A 17553-nucleotide genomic window follows, 5' to 3' on the forward strand; every position below is an offset into this window, starting at 1 on the left:
TATATGGGACAGCTATTTGAAATACATTATGTTTTTGCCGCTTTTCCACGGCTGATCCCCTTTATACCCGAAACTCTTTTCTTATTGTTTATTTGCATTGCCGCCAGTCTGGTGCTGGGCGTCTTATTCGCCTTACTGCAAATCTTCCCGTTTCCAGTATTGTCCAGGCTGGTAACGCTAATAGTGTCATTTGTCCTTGGCATGCCGCTGCTCACCTTGCTGTTTCTGTTTTATTTTGGCTTGCCGGAAATATTCCTGCCGCTAGGTATCGATTTCACCAGAACCAACGGGATTTATTTTGTGGTTCTGGCCTTTGGTTTGCATTACGCGGTTATGGTGTCCGAGTATATCCGCGGCGCGGTTAACAGCGTAGGCAAAGGCCAGTTTGAGGCAGCCTTTGCCATCGGGCTTACCACCTTGACGGCATTAAGGCAAATTATTATGCCGCAAGCCATGCGGGTGCTTTTGCCCAATTTGGCGAACACGTATTTGCGCGCCATCAAAAGTACCTCGATTGCTTTTTCCGTGGGCGTCGTGGACCTGATGAGCCAGGCGCAGGTTATCGGACAATCTACCGGACATAATTTTGAAAGCTATCTGGCGGTAACGGTTATCTATTATCTCTTTTATCTCATCCTGAGTTCATTTTTTAAAGTGATGGAAAAGTGGTCGCTGCGGCTGAGTTATCAATAGCGGTATAAGACGTCGTCAATCAGATGTGTGGATTACCTGGAGTTAAGCAATGCGTTTTGACCTGGATTTTATGTTATTGGTGATGAAAGAAGTTATTTACAAGCTGCCGGTCAATATCATGTTGGCAACCAACGCTTTTGCGCTGGGATTACTCCTGGCCGTGGTGATTACGGTGATCCGGTTTTATCGGCTTCGTTTTCTGATTAAGGTAATTGATTTTTATATTTCCCTGGCGCGGGGAATTCCCCTTTATCTGCAAATCGTATTGTGCTTTTTTGGCCTGCCGATATTGCTGAAAACCTTGGCCGATGCGCTGGGCATGGAATTCAGCGTCCGCCATTTTTCACCGGCGGTGTCGGTGGTGGTTGCGCTGACCTTTAATGTCACCGCTTCGCTGTCGGAGTCGCTGCGTGGCGGTGTTGCCGGCATCAGGCGGGGGGAAATCGAAGCCGGCCATTCCGTCGGCATGACGATATGGCAAATTTTACGCCGGGTAGTGGTCCCCCAGTCCGCCGTGCTCTGCCTGCCCAATTTCTGCGTCTTGTTTATCGGCCTGGTCCACAGCACCACCCTGGCGTTTGGGGCAACTATTATTGAAATGAACGGGCAGGCGAGCCTGCTGGCCGATGACAACGGCCGCTATTTTGAAGCTTTTCTCGCCGCCGGGATGTTTTTTTGGGCCATAACTCTTTTTATCCAGAAAATTTTCAAGCTATTGGAAAATCATTTTATTGCCAAGACAAGGTTGAATTATGCCAAAGCGCATTGAATTCCATCAAGCGTAACCGCGAATGCTTTTTAGCGACAGGTATTTTATACGGCATTGTAAACCCTGAAATCCCGCCTGTTATCCAGCGGATAAATACTATTATGACATTAGAGGTCCCTGTTATGAAAATTACGCAAGTTGAAGTATTGCATATCCACGAAATTGCCACCGATGGCCACAAGGGGCAGCGTCCCGTGCTGGTGCGCATCGATACCGATGCGGGCATTTACGGTTTGGGGGAAGTGGGCCTGGCATACGGTTCGGCGGGCAGGGCGGCGTTCGGCATTATTCAGGATTTAGCCAGGCACATTATTGGCAAAGATCCATTTAATATCGAAGCCATTTGGGAAACGTTATTTAAAGAAACCTTCTGGGGGCAGGGCGGGGGCGCGGTCATTTTTGGCGGCATCAGCGGCATAGATATCGCCTTATGGGATATCAAAGGCAAAGCTCTCGGGGTGCCGGTATATCAATTGTTGGGCGGTAAAACCCGCGATAAAATCCGCAGTTACGCCTCGCAAATACAATTGGGATGGTCATCCCAGCGCGTGCCAGCCGTACATCCGGAAGAGTATGCCGCCAACGCCAGAACCGCGCTAAATGCGGGTTTTGATGCGGTAAAGGTGGACGTAATCATGTTTGATCAGCAGGGGAAAAACGCCGGCAGGCTGGAAGGGCCATTGCCGAACGCCACCCTGCGCCTGGCGCGGGACAGAGTAAAGGCTATCAGGGAAGAAGTCGGTCCCGACGTGGATATCATTATTGAAAACCACGCCCGTACCGATATCACCAGCAGCATCCAGCTGGCTAAGGCCATCGAGGAATTTTCTATTTTTTATTATGAGGAAATTAATACGCCGCTGAATCCTAAACTGCATAAACTGGCCAAAGAAAAAATCAATATCCCCATCGCCTCCGGCGAGCGTATTTATTCCCGCTGGGGGTTCCTGCCTTTTCTTACCGACCGGTCATTGGACGTTGTCCAGCCTGATTTAGGCACCAGCGGCGGGCTGAGCGAGGTAAAAAAAATCAGCGAACTGGCGCATATCTACGAAAGCACGGTGCAGGTCCATATCGCGGGTTCGGGGGTTATCGCCGCCGCCGCGCTGCATTTAGAAGCGGCAATCCCCAATTTTATTATTCATGAACATCATCAAAAAACCTTAATCCCCGGTTATATTGAGTTATGCGAGCATAATTATCAACCGGTTAACGGACATTTTGCCGTACCTGAACTACCCGGTATCGGCCAGGAATTAACCAAAACCGCATATCAAAAAGCGGACCGCATCACCATTAAGTAAGGGCCATGCCGGCCTGACAGATCATCTTATTTCCCGAACCAGGAGGAAACCGCTATGCTTGCGTCTCAAACCCGCCCGATACGTCCCGATCGTCTGACGCCGCCGCAACTGCGCGATGAACTGTCCCGCGCCGGAGAGATCGCGCTGCTCGACGTGCGCGAATACGGCTTGTTTACCCACGGGCATCTGCTGCTGGCGGCGTGCGCGCCGCTTTGGCGGCTGGAACTGCTTATCGATCGCCTGGTGCCCCGCTCCACCACCCGGGTGGTATTGACCGACGAGGACGGCTCGCTGCTCGACGCGGCGGCCGACAAACTCCATTATCTGGGTTATAGCGATATGGCGGTGCTGGATGGCGGCACGTCCGCGTGGCGTGCGGCGGGATTTGAAGTCTTTATCGATGAAAATGTGCCCGGCAAGGCGCTGGGCGAGGTCGTTGAAGCGGTAGCGGGAACCCCGCATATTGATGTCGGCGAGCTGCGCCGGCGCCAAGCCGCGGGGGAGAAGCTGGTGGTGGTCGACGGGCGCACGCCTGAGGAATTTTATCATTTCAGCCTGCCTGGGGCGCACAGCCTGCCGAACGGCGAGCTGGCCTATCGTATCCGTGAACTGGCGCCGGACCCGCAAACGCTGGTGGTGGTGAACTGCGCCGGCCGCACGCGCAGCATTATCGGCGCCCAGACGTTGATTAACGCCGGTATTCCCAATCCGGTGGTGGCGCTTAAAAACGGCACTATGGACTGGCTGCTCGCCGGCCATCAGCTGGAACACGCACGGCGAACGGAGCTTCCCGAGCCGACCGCGCAACATATCAACGCGGCGCGCGCGGGGGCCGCGCGCCTGGCGAGGCGGGCGGGCGTCGCGACCATTGACGCGGCAGGCCTGGCTGATTTCGTCGCCGATGCGGAACGAACGTTATACCGGTTCGATATCCGCACCCGCGAGGAATATGAGGCGGGGCATCTACCGGGTTTCCGCTGGGCGCCGGGCGGACAGCTGGTTCAGGCCACCGATGGTTTCCTGGCCACCCGGGGCGCCCGGATCGTGATTGCCGATTGGGACGGCGTGCGCGCCCAGGGCACGGCGGCTTGGCTGCTGCAGCTTGGCGGTTATGACATTTATCTTTATGCGCCCGCCGCGGATAGCATAGTGGAAGCGGGCAGCGAGCCGGTGCGCGTGCGGCGCGATCCCCGCGCGCCGGAGGTAGCCCTGCTTACCCCGCAGCGGGCCGACAGTCTGTTGGCCGACGGATCGGCGGTGTTGATTGATGTCGATAACAGCCTGAGCTTTGCCAGGCAACATAGCGCGGGAGCTAAATTTATCGCGCCGCAGCGGTTACTGGAGTGGCTGCCGCGCTTCGCGCCGCGGCGGGTGATTCTGACCTCCCGCGACGGCGTTTTGGCCCGGCAGATTGCCGGCGAGCTGCGGCGGCGCAATCTGCCGGCCGCGGCGCTGCTGGGAGGCGCCAACGCCTGGGTCGCGGCCGGCTTACCCACGGAGCAAGGCGGGCAAGACGTGCTTACCGGCGAAGACGACGCGCGTTATGGCGGTTATAACGTCAGCGATCCCGAGCGCCGGGAAAGGTTGTTTCGTGATTATCTCGCCTGGGAAATAGGCTTGGTGGAGCAGCTTGGCCGTCCGGGCGCCGAGCTGCAATTCCAGGTTATCAGCGCCACGGCGCCCTAATGGCGCATCGTCGCCGGGCGCCGGGACCATTATTCCCCCGCACCCGCGGCGATAGCCAGTGCGCGATCGATATCCCGCGTCAAATCCTGCGGGTTTTCCAACCCGATATGCAGGCGTATCAGCGCCGTGTTGCCTTGCCAACTGCTATGCTTGCGCAGCGCCGACGAGTCGGCGATGGTCGCCAGGCTTTCGTAGCCGCCCCAGGAGGCGCCGATGGCAAACAGCGTCAGCGCGTCCACGAACGCCGCGGCAAAGTCCGGCGCCGTTTGGCGCACGGCCAATGAAACCAGCCCGCTGGCACCGGTAAAATCGCGTCGCCATAACGCATGGCCCGGATCCGACGGCAGGGCGGGATAAAAAACCCGCGCCACCCCGGGATGAAGTTCCAAATGCTGCGCCACCTCGGTGGCATTGATCTGGTGGCGCGGCATGCGTACCGCCAAGGTACGGATACCGCGCAGCGTGAGATACGCATCGTCCGCGCCCACCGTCAATCACAGCGCGTCGTAGGCGGCGCCTATTCGCGCCGCCAGTTCGGGACTGTCGACCACCACGACGCCCTGCATCACGTCCGAATGTCCCGCCAGATACTTGGTGGCCGCCTGTAGCGAAATATTGGCGCCCAGCGCCAGGGGTTTAAAAAAATAGCCTCCGCTCCAGGTATTATCCGTCGCCATCAGAATCCCGCGCCGGCGGGCCAGCGCGACAATTGCTGGTAAATCCAGCACTTCATATAATAGCGACCCGGGGGATTCCAGGTAAACCAGCCGGGTATTCGGCCGGATTAATGCCGCGAGATCGTCCCCGGACGGTGAAAAATATTGCAATTTAATACCATACCGCGACAGCAGCGCCCGGTTGATACGATGTACCGGCGAATAGACGCCGTCCGCCACCAGGATATGGTCGCCCGGTGACGCCAGCGCGATAAAGAGCAGGGATATCGCCGACAGGCCGGAAGGCGTCAGGAACGCGCGATAGCCGCCCTCAAGCGCGGTGACCGCTTCCTCCAGCGTCTGGTGGGTGTCCAGTCCGTGACGGCCATAGCTGGCGACGCGTTCCCCCGCCTCGCGCCGGCGATGATAGTCGGCCATGGTGGCGACCGATCCGAAACGCACCGTACTGGCGCGCACCACCGGAACATTGACCGGCCCGGCGCCGGCGGGATCCGGCACGGGCGCGCCGCTATGGATCAATAACGTTTCCGCCCGCAGGGGCGGCTGTGGCTGCAGCGGTTTTCCGGTCATGCCTTGCCCCCGTCGGGCGCCATCTGGGTAGCGTTATAATTGGCGATCGCGCCGGTGGCCGGATCGAACGCCACCCGTCGCACCAGCGTTTCCAGCGGGCGTCCGTACAAATGCAAATGCCGAGTCGTATGATTACCGGTGACATGAATGCTATGGATATCGTCCGGCAGGAAGGCGATGGGCGTACCCGGCTCGACCACTATTTCGCGCAGCAAGTGCAGCTCGGCGCGGTCCGGCCGGCTACGATCATCCCGGCGTTCGTAGATACGGTTCAGTTCCTGTCCTTCGACGGCGGCGATGGCGGCCCAGGTGGTATGGTTATGCGGCACCGAGTTTTTATCCGGCAATAGCACGTTCAAGTAGAGCGCGATGTCGTTGTCCCCGTCATCCGCGTTGAGACGGTAGCGCGCGGAGGATTCGCCCCCGGCCGCCGGCGCGGGAAAATCGCGCGCGCTGAACAGGCCTTCATTTTGTGCCAGTCGTTCCAGGCGCCGGGTCACGTATTCCAGCAGCGATCGGGATAACGCCTGCCCGCCGAGAATGCCGCGGATGTCCCGCAATGTTTCATTTACCGCTTCCTGGCGGCGCGAGCCCGATATGTCCAGCGTAGTCATGGTTCTACCCCCGTGAGTGAGTGAAAGGTTTGGCGCTTGAAAGCGGGAAAACCGCGTTTATTCCCGAAACGCCTCCCGCCGGGTGCGGCGTATGGCCGGCAGCGCGACCAGCAGGATCAGCCCGGCGGCGGCAGCCAGCAGGGACGCCGACAGCGGGCGGGTGACAAATGTGCTCAAATCGCCATGGGACAATAGCAGGGCGCGCCTGAAATACTCTTCCAGCAGCGGACCCAGGACGAATCCCATCAACAGCGGAGCGGGTTCACAGTCCAGTTTTAACAATACGTATCCCAGCAGGCCGAAACCGACCGCCTGCAGTACGTCAAACACCGCGTTTTGCACCGAATACACGCCGATACAGCAAAACACCAGGATCGCCGGGTAGAGGTAGCGGTAGGGGATACGCAGCAGGCTGGCCCAAAGGCCTACCAGCGGCAGGTTCAGGATCACCAGCATTAGGTTGCCGATCCACATCGAGGCCAGCAGCCCCCAGAATAACGCGGGATTATTGGTCATCACCTGAGGCCCCGGCTGGATATCATGGATCATCATCGCGCCCACCATCAGCGCCATCACGGCGTTGGAGGGAATACCCAGCGTCAGCAGGGGGATAAACGAGGTTTGCGCCGCCGCGTTATTGGCGGCTTCCGGTCCCGCTACGCCCTCGATGGCGCCATGGCCGAATTCGGCGCTGTATTTACTGATTTTTTTCTCCAACGCATAAGCCGAGAAGGATGCCAGCGTCGCGCCGCCGCCGGGTAATAATCCCAGTATCGAGCCGAGCAGCGTGCCGCGATAAATAGCCGGTCGCATACGTTTAAAATCGGTTTTATCCGGCCATAGAGTGGAAATTTTGCTGACGTTGACCGCTTTGCCGTCGTTATCCTCCAGATTGCGGATGATTTCCGCAAAACCGAAGATGCCCATCGCCAGCGCGACAAAACTCAGCCCGTCGGATAGTTCCGGAATATCCAGGGTAAAGCGTTGGGCGCCGGAATTGATATCGGTGCCCACCAATCCCAGCAGCAGCCCCAGGACAATCATGGCCAGCGCTTTCAGCAGCGAGCCGGACGACAGCACCACCGCGCCGATAAGTCCGAGAAACATCAGCGAGAAGTACTCGGCCGGGCCGAAGCGAAAAGCGACTTCCGTCAAGGGTATGGCAAAGGCCGCCAGCACCAGCGTGGCGACGCTGCCAGCAAAGAACGACCCGATGGCCGAGGTGGCCAGCGCTACGCCGGCCCGGCCTTGCCGCGCCATTTGATGGCCGTCGATGGTGGTGACCACCGAGGCGGATTCGCCGGGAATATTCAGCAGGATGGCGGTGGTGGATCCGCCGTATTGCGCGCCATAATAAATGCCGGCCAGCATAATCAACGCGGCTTCCGGCGGCAGGGCATAGGTGGCGGGCAGCAGCATGGCGATAGCCGCCACTGGCCCCAGTCCGGGAAGCACGCCGATCAGGGTGCCGAGCGTACAGCCGACAAAGCAATAGAGCAGGTTTTCCCAAGACAACGCGGTACTGAAACCCAGCATCAGATGCGCTAATAACGCCATAACCAAACCCTAGTGGGTAATAAACGCAGGCCAGACCGGGATTAATTGGTCCAGTCCCCAGATAAACAGCGCCACATTCAACGTCACCAGTACGGCCGCATTGGCTAGCGTGCCGCTAAGGGTGAACTGGTTGCTGGCTTTACTGGCAATCATCACCAGCAGCGATAGCGAAATCACCAGCCCTGCAGGTTCAAGCAACAGCGCGAACACCGTGGTCCCGCCCAATATCCAGGCCAATTTTCCTGCCCGCCACGACGGCGCGGCGGACGCGCGATCGCGGCGGGGCGACGACCATGACAATGATGAAAAAATCGCCAGCAGACCGAATGCCGCCAATAAGATGCCCAGGCGGAGCGGGAAAAACCCCGCGCCCATCCGGGAAGCGGCGCCAATCGGGTATTGCGCCGCCAGCGCGCTAAAACCGCCGCCGACCGCGAAAAAAAAACAGCCGGACCAGAAATTCTGCTGATGGCGTATGGCCGGTACGCCGCCACGGCGCGCCGCGGCGCTGGTCTGAGAAGAGATACTCACATCCTGCCACCTTAAGTCTTATATTCGTGGAATCGCGATCATTGAATACTGATGCCCGCGTCGCGGACGATTTTGCCATAACGCGTCGCATCGCCAGACAGCGTTTCGGCCAGCTCTTGCGGCGTACTGGCCTTCACGCCGTAACCCAGGTTTTCCAATTCCTGCTTAACCCCGGGAGAACGCAGCACCTCGGCGAAATCGTGGTTCAACCGATCGATAATCGCGGTGGGCGTGCCGGCCGGCGCCAGATAACCCTGCCAGCTTTCGACGCTAAAACCCGGCTGGCCTGATTCGGCCATGGTCGGCACCTCGGGCAACGCCGGCGACCGGTACGCCGTGGTCACCGCGAGCGCTTTTAACCGTCCGCTTTTAACATATTCGGTCACCGCAGCCAGGGTAATCAGCGTGGCGTTGGTATGGCCGGCGATAACATCCACCGCCGCCGGTCCGCCGCCGGGATAAGGAATATAGGTCACCTTGCCGCCGGTCCGCTGATTGAGCATTTCATGGGCGATTTGAGCAATGCCGCCGTTGGTGGGCAGCCCAAGGCTGATGGTGCCGGGTTTGTCCCGGGTAACGGCAACATATTGCGCAAACGTATCGATGCCGAGATCGGGATTAACCACCAGGATTTGTGGATTGACCACGGCTTTGATCACCGGCGCAAAGGCGGTGGCGGAATCGTAGGGTAATTTTTTGAATAATAGCGCGTTCAGCGTTAATGCTTCGCCGGTTTGCAGCAGGGTATAGCCGTCGGCGGGCGCCTTTGCCACCTTGGCGCTGCCGATAGTGCCGCTGGCGCCGGTGACGTTTTCCACAATAACCGACTGGCCCCATTTCTCACTGAGTTTTTCCGCCAGCACGCGCGTGAGTTTATCGGCGCTGCCGCCAGCCGCCACCGGTACAATGATTTTGACCGGTTTCTGGGGAAATGTGGCGCTCTCGTCGGCGTTGGCCACCCCCAGCGTCGAGATAAGCAGGCCCATAACCAGGGTTTTGTATGGTATCATGGAGCGTTTCTCCGGTAATAAAAGGATACATAAAGTTATCTTACCGGCGAGGCGGGCGTTAATTAACTGATTAAACTGGCTATGGTTAGCAACTATTAGCCTAAATCAGCGGCATTTCAATCCGCTGAAATCTATTTTCCTTCATTCTGGCATATGTGGATTTGTCCCTCGTCACTTCTGATTGCCCTGCCTGAAGCCACGCTGTCTAGCAGCATCGGAAAACAAAACATTACTAATCTGACGATGGCTTAACCAGTGGGAGCAGGTCAAAACTAGGTACCGATAATTGTCCAATTTCACTGTGTTGTTTTTTCGAAACGTTTAGGGCAAAATTTTTGAGCGAATCGAGGAACTAAACATGAACCTGTCGCCTTAATGGAAGGGCCAATTAAAATCAAAGTCTATGAATGGTGATAAAACAGGTAATAACCTAAGCACCTTAGTCAATGAAAGCATCCATACATTGACAGGACATTCATGCTGAACATGAATAGATATGCGCATCGCCTGTTCTATTCCGGTCTTTTGACTTGGTTGTTTATGGCCAAGCTTGGCGTAAGTGTAAGGGCGGCGAAGCTTCGATGAAAATCCGTTTATTTACTGAGGAGGTGCGTAACTTATGTCATATGATCAAGAAACAAAAAAAGATGAAAAACCTTCTATTCCACGTTTTGGTGTCATTGAAAAGGCTTGGGAATGGCAATGGGCGTTGAAATTTTCTTGTGTCGTGCTGTTTGTTGACATCGCCTTACTCTTGCGTGAACACCATGGTTTATTATTTTGGACAGATGAGTCCTTGAATCTGTGGCGGGATTTTGGATTTCGTGTCGCAGCCGCGATGTCATTTTGCTTGCTGGCATCTATTGGCTTTCCCACTATATTTGCTGTGTTCCAAGGGATCGCCTGGAAGTTGATTTCCTCATTTCCCAAGACTTTCGGCTACGAGTTTCGCGAACCTTTCTATGGAGAGGTACCAGCAGAACGCGTCAGAAAACTCGCCTTACGTCAGCACGATGAGTTTCTCATGCGTCGTTACGAGGAACATCAGAGAAATCGGCAGCAGGTGAACGAAGAACGACGAACAATTGGCGGATTGGTTGCGTCAGTGATGTTTCTGTCCATAGTTGATTTTTATCTGTCTTCCCCCAATGGGCAAGGGGTTTCTTTAATGTGGGAACTCCTATCGTTCACAGGTATATGGGGAAAAAGCTTGTCAATGATCGCATTAATATGCGCATTTTGTGTGGTGTGTTTAGCTTGGTTTTCCCAACCAATCTCGGACTATATTTATTATCCGCCGCTTTATGATGAGTTGCACAAGGATGACCCCATTCATTACGGCAGGGATTAATCAAACTATTAATCAGAATGGATGTCTACAGAAACCCAAAAGGTCCTGGTTGCAGCCAATAATGGCAAAGATTTAATAGTGGTCATACTTTTTTGTCTGAACTAACTAGAAGGATGAAATGCCAATATTGCCAGAAAAAGACACTCAAGCGACTGTTTATCGGGAAGAATGCAACAACTCTCCTCGAATGGTGGCTAACGTCTATTTTCTTAATACCTGAGGCACCGCTTTTATTGATGATATTTTACCGCCTCGCGTGTGCCAAATGACCCTGGCACTACGAGGCAGGGAGTGATACTTGTGAGTTTGATGCCAACGTACTACTGCTGAACGGCCGGAGCTTTCTCTGGCTTTTTTGATTAGCACTGTGAAATGAAAGTTAAAAGTCAGCCTGTTGTTCATTATCGTAAAAGATCGCTCGCTTATCCATGTTTCCGCTATGTCTGAATTGGCAAATTTTTCTAGAAGAAATCGGCAGTTTTGCATTGTCTTGCTTTGAAACGGCGCCAGGATAATCTGAGATTATGACATGCAACGGTAAAGAAATACTCATGTTAAAATAACATTAATTTCACCGAAGAATGGGGATAAGATAATCACATCGCACAATGCTTTCCGGAAATGCCTTTACCTGTTGGCCTAGAGAGAAACGCTCAATGTCCTGTCCTTGGCGGCGGGTTAATCCCAATAGCGGCACGGCGGTATCGTAGATCAGGATAATAAAATCCTGAAATCCTTCAATGGCCCCTTCATAGGTAAACTGCGCATAATCTCCACCTTCTATCATCACCGGTCCAGCCATCGGCATACATGTTATATACTCTTTTGCTGGTACGGCTGTGGTGTAATGCAACGTGATATCCTGTTCTATATCATTGGCCGCTCCCGCCACTAAGCGATGCAATCCATAGAGGAATGGTGGCACAGTATTGACTTTGTCCAGGAACTGCTGCCAGAAATACAAACGCAGGTCAGAATGCAGAAAGCGACTGAGGTGTTCAAGTGATGTGTGATAAATCTGGGGCGCCCCCATCAATGACATATCTGGGAGCTTGATAAAATCCGGTTGTGGCCATGTGGCCGCCTCCATGCGAATGGGGGGACAAAGGCCTTTTGACGGCCAATCGGCGGACTGACGATAAACGGCCGGCGTGATCCCGAATTGTTTTTTGAACGCACGGGTAAATGTTTGCTGGGAATCAAAATGGTATTGTAAAGCAATATCTAAAATGGAACGACTGCTAACACGTAGCGCCACGGCTGATCGGGATAACCGGCGCGCCCGGATATAGGCGCCCAGCGTTTGGCCAGTCACATAACGAAACATGCGCTGCAGGTGCCATTTTGAATAACCCGATTTTGCTGCGACATTGTCGAGCTTAAGCGGCAGGTCAAGGTGGTTATCTAGCCAGTACAGCAGACTGTAGATGGTATCGGCTTCAGCCATGGCTTTTCCCTTGTGGTACAGCATGGGTGTCTGGTTACGCTAGGTTATCCATGATAAATCGCACAGAATAGTGGGCGACATGATGGGTATTATTCACGTCTTCCTGCGCAGAGAGTGTTTCTTTTTTACGCATCAGTTCCATGACTGACAAACCGATAATTAGGGCAATTTCTTCTTGCAGCAATTGATTTGAAATGTTTTCCGCTGGCATGGGCATATACGACCTTTTCATAAAAAATACCGAAAGTTGACGGGCAGGTGTGGTATGGATCGCTTGCCCGATCTCGTAAAATTCTCCGGAATGACTGGGTTCCGAGGGTAGTTTTTTTAAAATTCAAAAGGCTATAGATTAACGGGCCAAGATCTCACCTTTTCGTTAATGGATGCTTACAGACAGATATATTGCACTAATCCTTAAAAAACGATATCGTTTTTTAAATAAATAAAAACGGAATCGTTTCTTAATGTCAAGCACCGGATTAGCCAAAATACCTGGGGGCCAAGTCAAAGCCAAACTTGGACGCCCTCAGGTTTGTACTGCTGAGGAACGTTGTAGACGTATTCTGGCGGCGGCTGAACGAATTTTCATGACTGAGGGTTATGGTGCCGCCACGATGGAGGGGATATCCCGCGCTGCCGGTATGTCGAAACGGACGGTTTATGGGTTCTTCCCCGATAAGGAACATATGCTGGTGGCGCTATTCAGCGATACAATAGCCTTCCCCCTTAACCACGATAAAATGTGCGAGGCGGCAGCCTGTCCCAGGGAGGCGTTTCGAACCGATTTGTTGGCGATGATGCAGTACATATTGCTGCCAAGACAAATTCTTCTGGCACGCTTGTTGATTTCAGAAGCCGGGCGGTCGCCGAGTCTGGCCGAAGATTTTCATGAGCGAATTATGCGAACAAGCCAAGCTTATTTAGCCACAGGACTGGTTCGCTTGAAGGCATCTGAACCTGGATTGATAATCGGCGACCCTGAATATTTGTCCATGACAATTTTCAGTGCTGCAATGGGAGATCTGCATTTCCGTGCCTTATTAGGTAAAACAGTGGTAGTAAGCAACGAACTGCTCTTAGACCGGATTAACTCTGCTTTGCGTCTTATACTGCCTGGGTTGAATGACAATGATGTCCACAGCGTCAATGACAGGGCAAGGCACACTGATTGAAAGTGTCTCTGCTATGTATCGTCGAGTTACCATTACACTGCCGTTAACGTAACCTGATGACAAATTGAGCAATGCCATTACCAGAACTCTCGTTATCATAAATATCAGTAATAAAAGATACCATCACATCGCCGCCGTCAATAGCATATATTTTTGTAAATACTCGTATATATCTTCTTGATGATAAAGCGCTTTTTTGCCGTCGTTACGTGAACGAGGGATAGTACTCCATACCTCTGATTGCGCGTACGTTGCCTACCGTGACCGTTTTTGGTGCAGGGCGCTGGCACACAACATACCGTCAATCCGAAACGGTTGGGAATTTGAAACAAATCCGGGTCTGCTAAGATGTCGCGTACACTTCTGAGTCGGACTCGATAAGATTGCATACCTACGGCAGTCTCATTATTTGCCGGCTTATATCGCCTTGATCAGCATCGGCAAAATTCTTGTAGTCAGAACTTTTTAACTTACTGAAGCAATATACTTACAGGTTAGAGGGTGTGGAGGGTGTGGCCGAAGTGACACGGGCAAGGGCAGAAGTATGGCGTGGAATGGAAGGTAAAATGGGCGAAATTGAAGGAAAAGATTTGCAGCCACAGGGGTCGCAGGGGCAAACGATAAAACGCAGGGATAAAAAAATTTATGGTAAGCAATAAAAGAGGAGGCCGGCACAACTGCCGGTCTCAAAGGGCGAACATAGGAAAAATGCCCGCATAACGGAAGGGGTGGTATCGCACTACAACTAAAACATCACCATTCAAACTTTTCGAAGTGCGTCCATACTGCTGGATGTAACGCAGGCTTTAGCCTTGAGAGGGACAAAACCGTGAGAGCGGTCTGTCTAGTCTTTTAGCCCCGAGCTGTCTGGAGGTGTAGTTCACAACAACTTGCATAAAATTTATACAACGATTTTGGCATCGATGCAAGTGCTGGTAAAGATCAGATAATAGTCAAACGCACAGCGCACGTTTCGCCTGGTTTTTCTCATGACATCTGGATTTTCATGGGAAAAACAGGGCATCAAAACCTATAATATATCCGTTTTAATATGAAGAAATTGATTCGTCAATTGATTGTTATGGTTATTTTTCTTTCGTCAGGTAGCGCGTGTGAATTTCTTTTGCCACGAATCGACTATTTATTATTGCCGGAATCCGCATAATCAGCCAACGTCATTAGCGGATTCAATGATGTTTTTCATTAAAGGCTTTACGGTTTTCATATGTTAATAATGCCAGGCAGCGTTGGCGCAGCGCCATAAAAACGAGATACGTCATGCTGTCGAACGCGTGGGGGCGGGGGCAGGTTGACCGACAGCTCTTCAAGGATGGTGCCGGGGGACGCGCTCATTACGGTAATCCGATTGCCGAAAAAAAATCGCTTCGTAGATATCGTGGGTGACGAACGGCACGGTGGCCGGGAGTGTTAGAAATTCTGTGTCATTCCAGTAAAATACCGACAAAAAGGAATGATACATGTCCCAGCCCTTCGATTTTGATAAAGCCCTGAAAGCACTTCAGGATGGCCAAGCCCTAACGGGAAAAGATGGAATATTAACTCCATTAATCAAACAGTTAACGGAAGCAGCGCTGGCTGCTGAGCTGGATTCTCATCTCGCTCAGGATATTGCCGCTAACCGTAAAAACGGTTCGACCAAAAAGACAGTTAAATCGCCAACCGGTGCTTTTGAACTCGCCACTCCCCGCGACCGTAACGGCTCTTTTGAACCTCAACTGGTGAAGAAGCATCAGACCACGCTGTCCGATGAGATCGAACGCAAGATCATCCGCATGTTCGCACTCGGCATGAGCTACAAAGATATCAGCCAGGAAATCGAAGATTTATACGCTTTTAGCGTATCCAGCGCCACGATTAGTGCTGTCACCGATAAAGTTATTCCTGAGTTAAAACAATGGCAACAGCGCCCACTGGAGGCGGTATACCCCTTCGTCTGGCTGGATGCGATCCACTATAAAATCCGCGAAGACGGACGTTATCAAAGCAAAGCGGTTTACACGGTTCTCGCGCTGAATCTGGAAGGCAAAAAAGAGATCCTGGGCCTGTATCTGTCTGAAAATGAAGGCGCTAATTTCTGGCTATCGGTGCTGACCGATCTGCAAAACCGTGGCGTGGACGATATTCTGATTGCCTGTGTGGATGGCCTGACGGGGTTCCCGGAAGCGATAAACAGCATTTACCCGGATACCGAAGTCCAGCTCTGCGTTATCCATCAGATCCGTAACTCGATAAAATACGTCGCATCAAAACATCATAAGGCGTTTATGGCTGACCTGAAGCCGGTGTATCGGGCGGTATCAAAGGAGGCGGCAGAAACGGCGCTGGATGAGCTGGAGGCGAAATGGGGTCAGCAGTACCCGGTGGTGCTCCAGTCGTGGCGAAGGAAATGGGATAATCTGTCGCATTACTTCCGGTATCCGGCGACGATCCGCAAGGTGATATACACGACAAACGCAATTGAATCGGTGCACCGTCAGTTCAGAAAGCTGACGAAAACCAAAGGCGCATTCCCTAATGAAAACAGTCTGTTGAAGTTGCTTTATTTGGGGTTAATGAACGCACAGGAAAAATGGACAATGCCGATACAGAGCTGGAATTTGACATTGTCCCAGTTGGCGATTTATTTTGAGGGTCGCCTCGATAAAGTGATTACGTTGTAGTGATTTTTTAACGTGACACAGAATTATGAATGCTCCCTGTAGTGATTTTTTAACGTGACACAGAATTATGAATGCTCCCCGGTGGCCTGTACTCTCCTGACATATATTCAGCAGATTTCCTGCATCAGGACTCTCGTTTGTGCATCCAGGGCACCAAAAGGTTCATCCATATTCATCCCAACAAGGCGGCGGGATAGCTGTGGGCGAATTTGGACAACCCGATCCTGGCGAGAAATTTGTCCTCGACGGCCAGCTGATTAATACCCACGTATGATTTTATCCCAGTCCGCTCAGGTCCAGGGCATTCGCTGCGGGCTGCCAGGTATTGCCATAATCCTCTCCCAGGGTCATCTCGATGCTTGGCGTCTGTGATGCCAGCGCATCATAAACCGTCCGATAATTGCGGGCGGCTATTTCCTCAATGGTGCTCACCTTGACTGGGGAGGAGCCTTCGGTCTGAGCTCGGGGAATGTCTATGGTGTTAACGCACTACCAGTACGGAGGTTTTAGCGTGACGGACTATAGCGGCGGCGTTAGATCCCAGCAAATAAGTTGACATACTGGGGCGCCGGGATCCGATAATAATGAGCTCAGCATTAATTTCATCAGCCTCTTTTAATATTTCATCATAAATAGCGCCTTGGCGTACGTTAGATGTGAGCCTGTCCGCGGGCAGAGTCAATGATTTCGCATAGATATCCAACTGCTGTTTAATATCTTCCGTCACTGTATCCTCGTACTGCAGTGTCAATGCACTGAAGTGGCTTAAAAAGTAGTCCGGCATCGTGGATATCACATACAGAAGACGCAGACTGGCCTGCGATTTTTCCATCAGGTAGGCCGCCTCTTTTAACGCGTTCACTGTTAGCTCATGTTCACTGATATCAACAGGTAATAAAATTGACTGATACATTATGTTCTCCTGATATGAATAAATGAGGAAGTTATCACTTTACTCCCTTCGGATAAAAAATTGCAAAGACGGACTCCTGATGCAGCAGTGAGCTTCATGTTAAACGGAGCTTCAATACAATGGAGTTGCCCCTGCCAAAACACCATGACTTAGCTTAATAGTCGATCAGCATCGACAGATAGTGCTTCAGTGACCGTGATCATTCGAATCCATCAATTAATTCGAATAATTACTTTATGTCCATAATTAATTTTAACGCTGCGTAAGGTGTATAGATATATCTCCTATATTTGCATCAACTTATTGAGCTCAATTTTTACTCCACTTCATCGCTCATCATTTGCGATCCAGTTGGCGAAACATCTCGAACAAAGCTGCGCTTCGGTGGGCACGAATTCTCAAGTTTCAAATGCACTTGACAAGCCTCGGCGCCTGAATCTGAGCGGCTACCCGGTGATGCTGACGCACCTGCAATGCTGCTGCTGCGTCTGGACGCTGCCCGAAACCTATGCCGACTTGGGTGAGAATAACCAAATGCTGTTGGCACCGTCGCACGACGACAAGGCGTGAGCAACGGA

At 52.7% G+C, this 17553-nt stretch carries 17 protein-coding genes and 1 pseudogene; 9 read left to right on the top strand and 9 right to left on the bottom strand.

Going from position 1 to position 17553, the window contains the following annotated elements; genetic code table 11:
* Positions 1–3 precede the first annotated feature (3 nt).
* The 4 genes from ACL2XP_RS09780 (at position 4) to ACL2XP_RS09795 (ending at position 4452) form a co-directional block, all read left to right on the top strand.
* The gene (locus ACL2XP_RS09780) at positions 4–693 is read left to right on the top strand and encodes an amino acid ABC transporter permease (protein WP_413729995.1); all 690 of its coding nucleotides are present in this window, start codon (positions 4–6) and stop codon (positions 691–693) included.
* A gap of 49 nt (positions 694–742) precedes the next feature.
* Positions 743–1462, top strand: a complete 720-nt coding sequence (locus tag ACL2XP_RS09785; protein WP_413729996.1) for an amino acid ABC transporter permease — start codon at positions 743–745, stop codon at positions 1460–1462.
* Positions 1463–1584: 122 nt separating this feature from the next.
* Positions 1585–2766, top strand: coding sequence for a mandelate racemase/muconate lactonizing enzyme family protein (locus ACL2XP_RS09790; protein ID WP_413729997.1), 1182 nt, complete (start codon positions 1585–1587; stop codon positions 2764–2766).
* A gap of 54 nt (positions 2767–2820) precedes the next feature.
* Entirely contained in the window at positions 2821–4452 is a 1632-nt protein-coding gene (locus ACL2XP_RS09795; protein ID WP_413729998.1) for a rhodanese-like domain-containing protein, read from the top strand.
* A gap of 29 nt (positions 4453–4481) precedes the next feature.
* Here the strand turns inward: ACL2XP_RS09795 and metC are convergent.
* From metC to ACL2XP_RS09820, 5 genes and pseudogenes are all read right to left on the bottom strand, one after another.
* Positions 4482–5699: pseudogene (metC, locus tag ACL2XP_RS09800) on the bottom strand (cystathionine beta-lyase).
* Positions 5696–6313 (bottom strand): cysteine dioxygenase, encoded by a 618-nt coding sequence (locus tag ACL2XP_RS09805; RefSeq protein WP_413729999.1) that lies wholly within the window; start codon positions 6311–6313, stop codon positions 5696–5698. The pseudogene metC and the gene ACL2XP_RS09805 overlap by 4 nt, the downstream one beginning before the upstream one ends.
* Positions 6314–6370: 57 nt before the next feature.
* Complete coding sequence (locus tag ACL2XP_RS09810; protein WP_413730000.1) at positions 6371–7870, bottom strand: tripartite tricarboxylate transporter permease; 1500 nt, start codon at positions 7868–7870, stop codon at positions 6371–6373.
* A gap of 9 nt (positions 7871–7879) precedes the next feature.
* Positions 7880–8401, bottom strand: a complete 522-nt coding sequence (locus ACL2XP_RS09815) for a tripartite tricarboxylate transporter TctB family protein (protein WP_413730001.1) — start codon at positions 8399–8401, stop codon at positions 7880–7882.
* A 38-nt stretch (positions 8402–8439) separates the two neighbouring features.
* A complete protein-coding gene (locus ACL2XP_RS09820; protein WP_413730002.1) occupies positions 8440–9411 on the bottom strand; it encodes a tripartite tricarboxylate transporter substrate binding protein in 972 nt (323 codons plus the stop codon).
* A gap of 619 nt (positions 9412–10030) precedes the next feature.
* Between ACL2XP_RS09820 and ACL2XP_RS09825 the strand changes: the two genes are divergently transcribed.
* Positions 10031–10762 carry a hypothetical protein gene (locus ACL2XP_RS09825; RefSeq protein WP_413730003.1) on the top strand — a complete coding sequence of 244 codons (732 nt, stop codon included), beginning with the start codon at positions 10031–10033 and terminating at the stop codon, positions 10760–10762.
* Positions 10763–11333: 571 nt separating this feature from the next.
* Here the strand turns inward: ACL2XP_RS09825 and robA are convergent.
* On the bottom strand, positions 11334–12209 hold the full coding sequence (gene robA / locus ACL2XP_RS09830; protein WP_413730004.1) for an MDR efflux pump AcrAB transcriptional activator RobA: 876 nt from the start codon (positions 12207–12209) through the stop codon (positions 11334–11336).
* Between the two features lie 34 nt (positions 12210–12243).
* Positions 12244–12441 carry a hypothetical protein gene (locus ACL2XP_RS09835; RefSeq protein ID WP_413738528.1) on the bottom strand — a complete coding sequence of 66 codons (198 nt, stop codon included), beginning with the start codon at positions 12439–12441 and terminating at the stop codon, positions 12244–12246.
* Positions 12442–12673: 232 nt separating this feature from the next.
* On the opposite strand from ACL2XP_RS09835, the gene ACL2XP_RS09840 reads away from it, so the two are divergent.
* From ACL2XP_RS09840 to ACL2XP_RS09850, 3 genes are all read left to right on the top strand, one after another.
* Positions 12674–13381 (top strand): TetR/AcrR family transcriptional regulator, encoded by a 708-nt coding sequence (locus ACL2XP_RS09840; protein ID WP_413730006.1) that lies wholly within the window; start codon positions 12674–12676, stop codon positions 13379–13381.
* A gap of 512 nt (positions 13382–13893) precedes the next feature.
* Positions 13894–14040, top strand: coding sequence for a hypothetical protein (locus tag ACL2XP_RS09845; protein WP_413730008.1), 147 nt, complete (start codon positions 13894–13896; stop codon positions 14038–14040).
* 819 nt (positions 14041–14859) lie between these two features.
* Positions 14860–16062 (top strand): IS256 family transposase, encoded by a 1203-nt coding sequence (locus ACL2XP_RS09850; RefSeq protein ID WP_413734178.1) that lies wholly within the window; start codon positions 14860–14862, stop codon positions 16060–16062.
* A gap of 276 nt (positions 16063–16338) precedes the next feature.
* Here ACL2XP_RS09850 and ACL2XP_RS09855 read toward each other — a convergent pair whose 3' ends face one another.
* Both ACL2XP_RS09855 and ACL2XP_RS09860 read right to left on the bottom strand, forming a co-directional pair.
* The gene (locus tag ACL2XP_RS09855; protein WP_413730009.1) at positions 16339–16494 is read right to left on the bottom strand and encodes a hypothetical protein; all 156 of its coding nucleotides are present in this window, start codon (positions 16492–16494) and stop codon (positions 16339–16341) included.
* Between the two features lie 49 nt (positions 16495–16543).
* Complete coding sequence (locus ACL2XP_RS09860; protein ID WP_413730010.1) at positions 16544–16975, bottom strand: universal stress protein; 432 nt, start codon at positions 16973–16975, stop codon at positions 16544–16546.
* 351 nt (positions 16976–17326) lie between these two features.
* On the opposite strand from ACL2XP_RS09860, the gene ACL2XP_RS09865 reads away from it, so the two are divergent.
* Positions 17327–17545 (top strand): hypothetical protein, encoded by a 219-nt coding sequence (locus ACL2XP_RS09865; protein ID WP_413738529.1) that lies wholly within the window; start codon positions 17327–17329, stop codon positions 17543–17545.
* The last annotated feature ends 8 nt before the right edge of the window (positions 17546–17553 follow it).

This window comes from Sodalis sp. RH21 (assembly GCF_047324175.1).
Classification (GTDB): Bacteria; Pseudomonadota; Gammaproteobacteria; order Enterobacterales; family Enterobacteriaceae; genus Acerihabitans.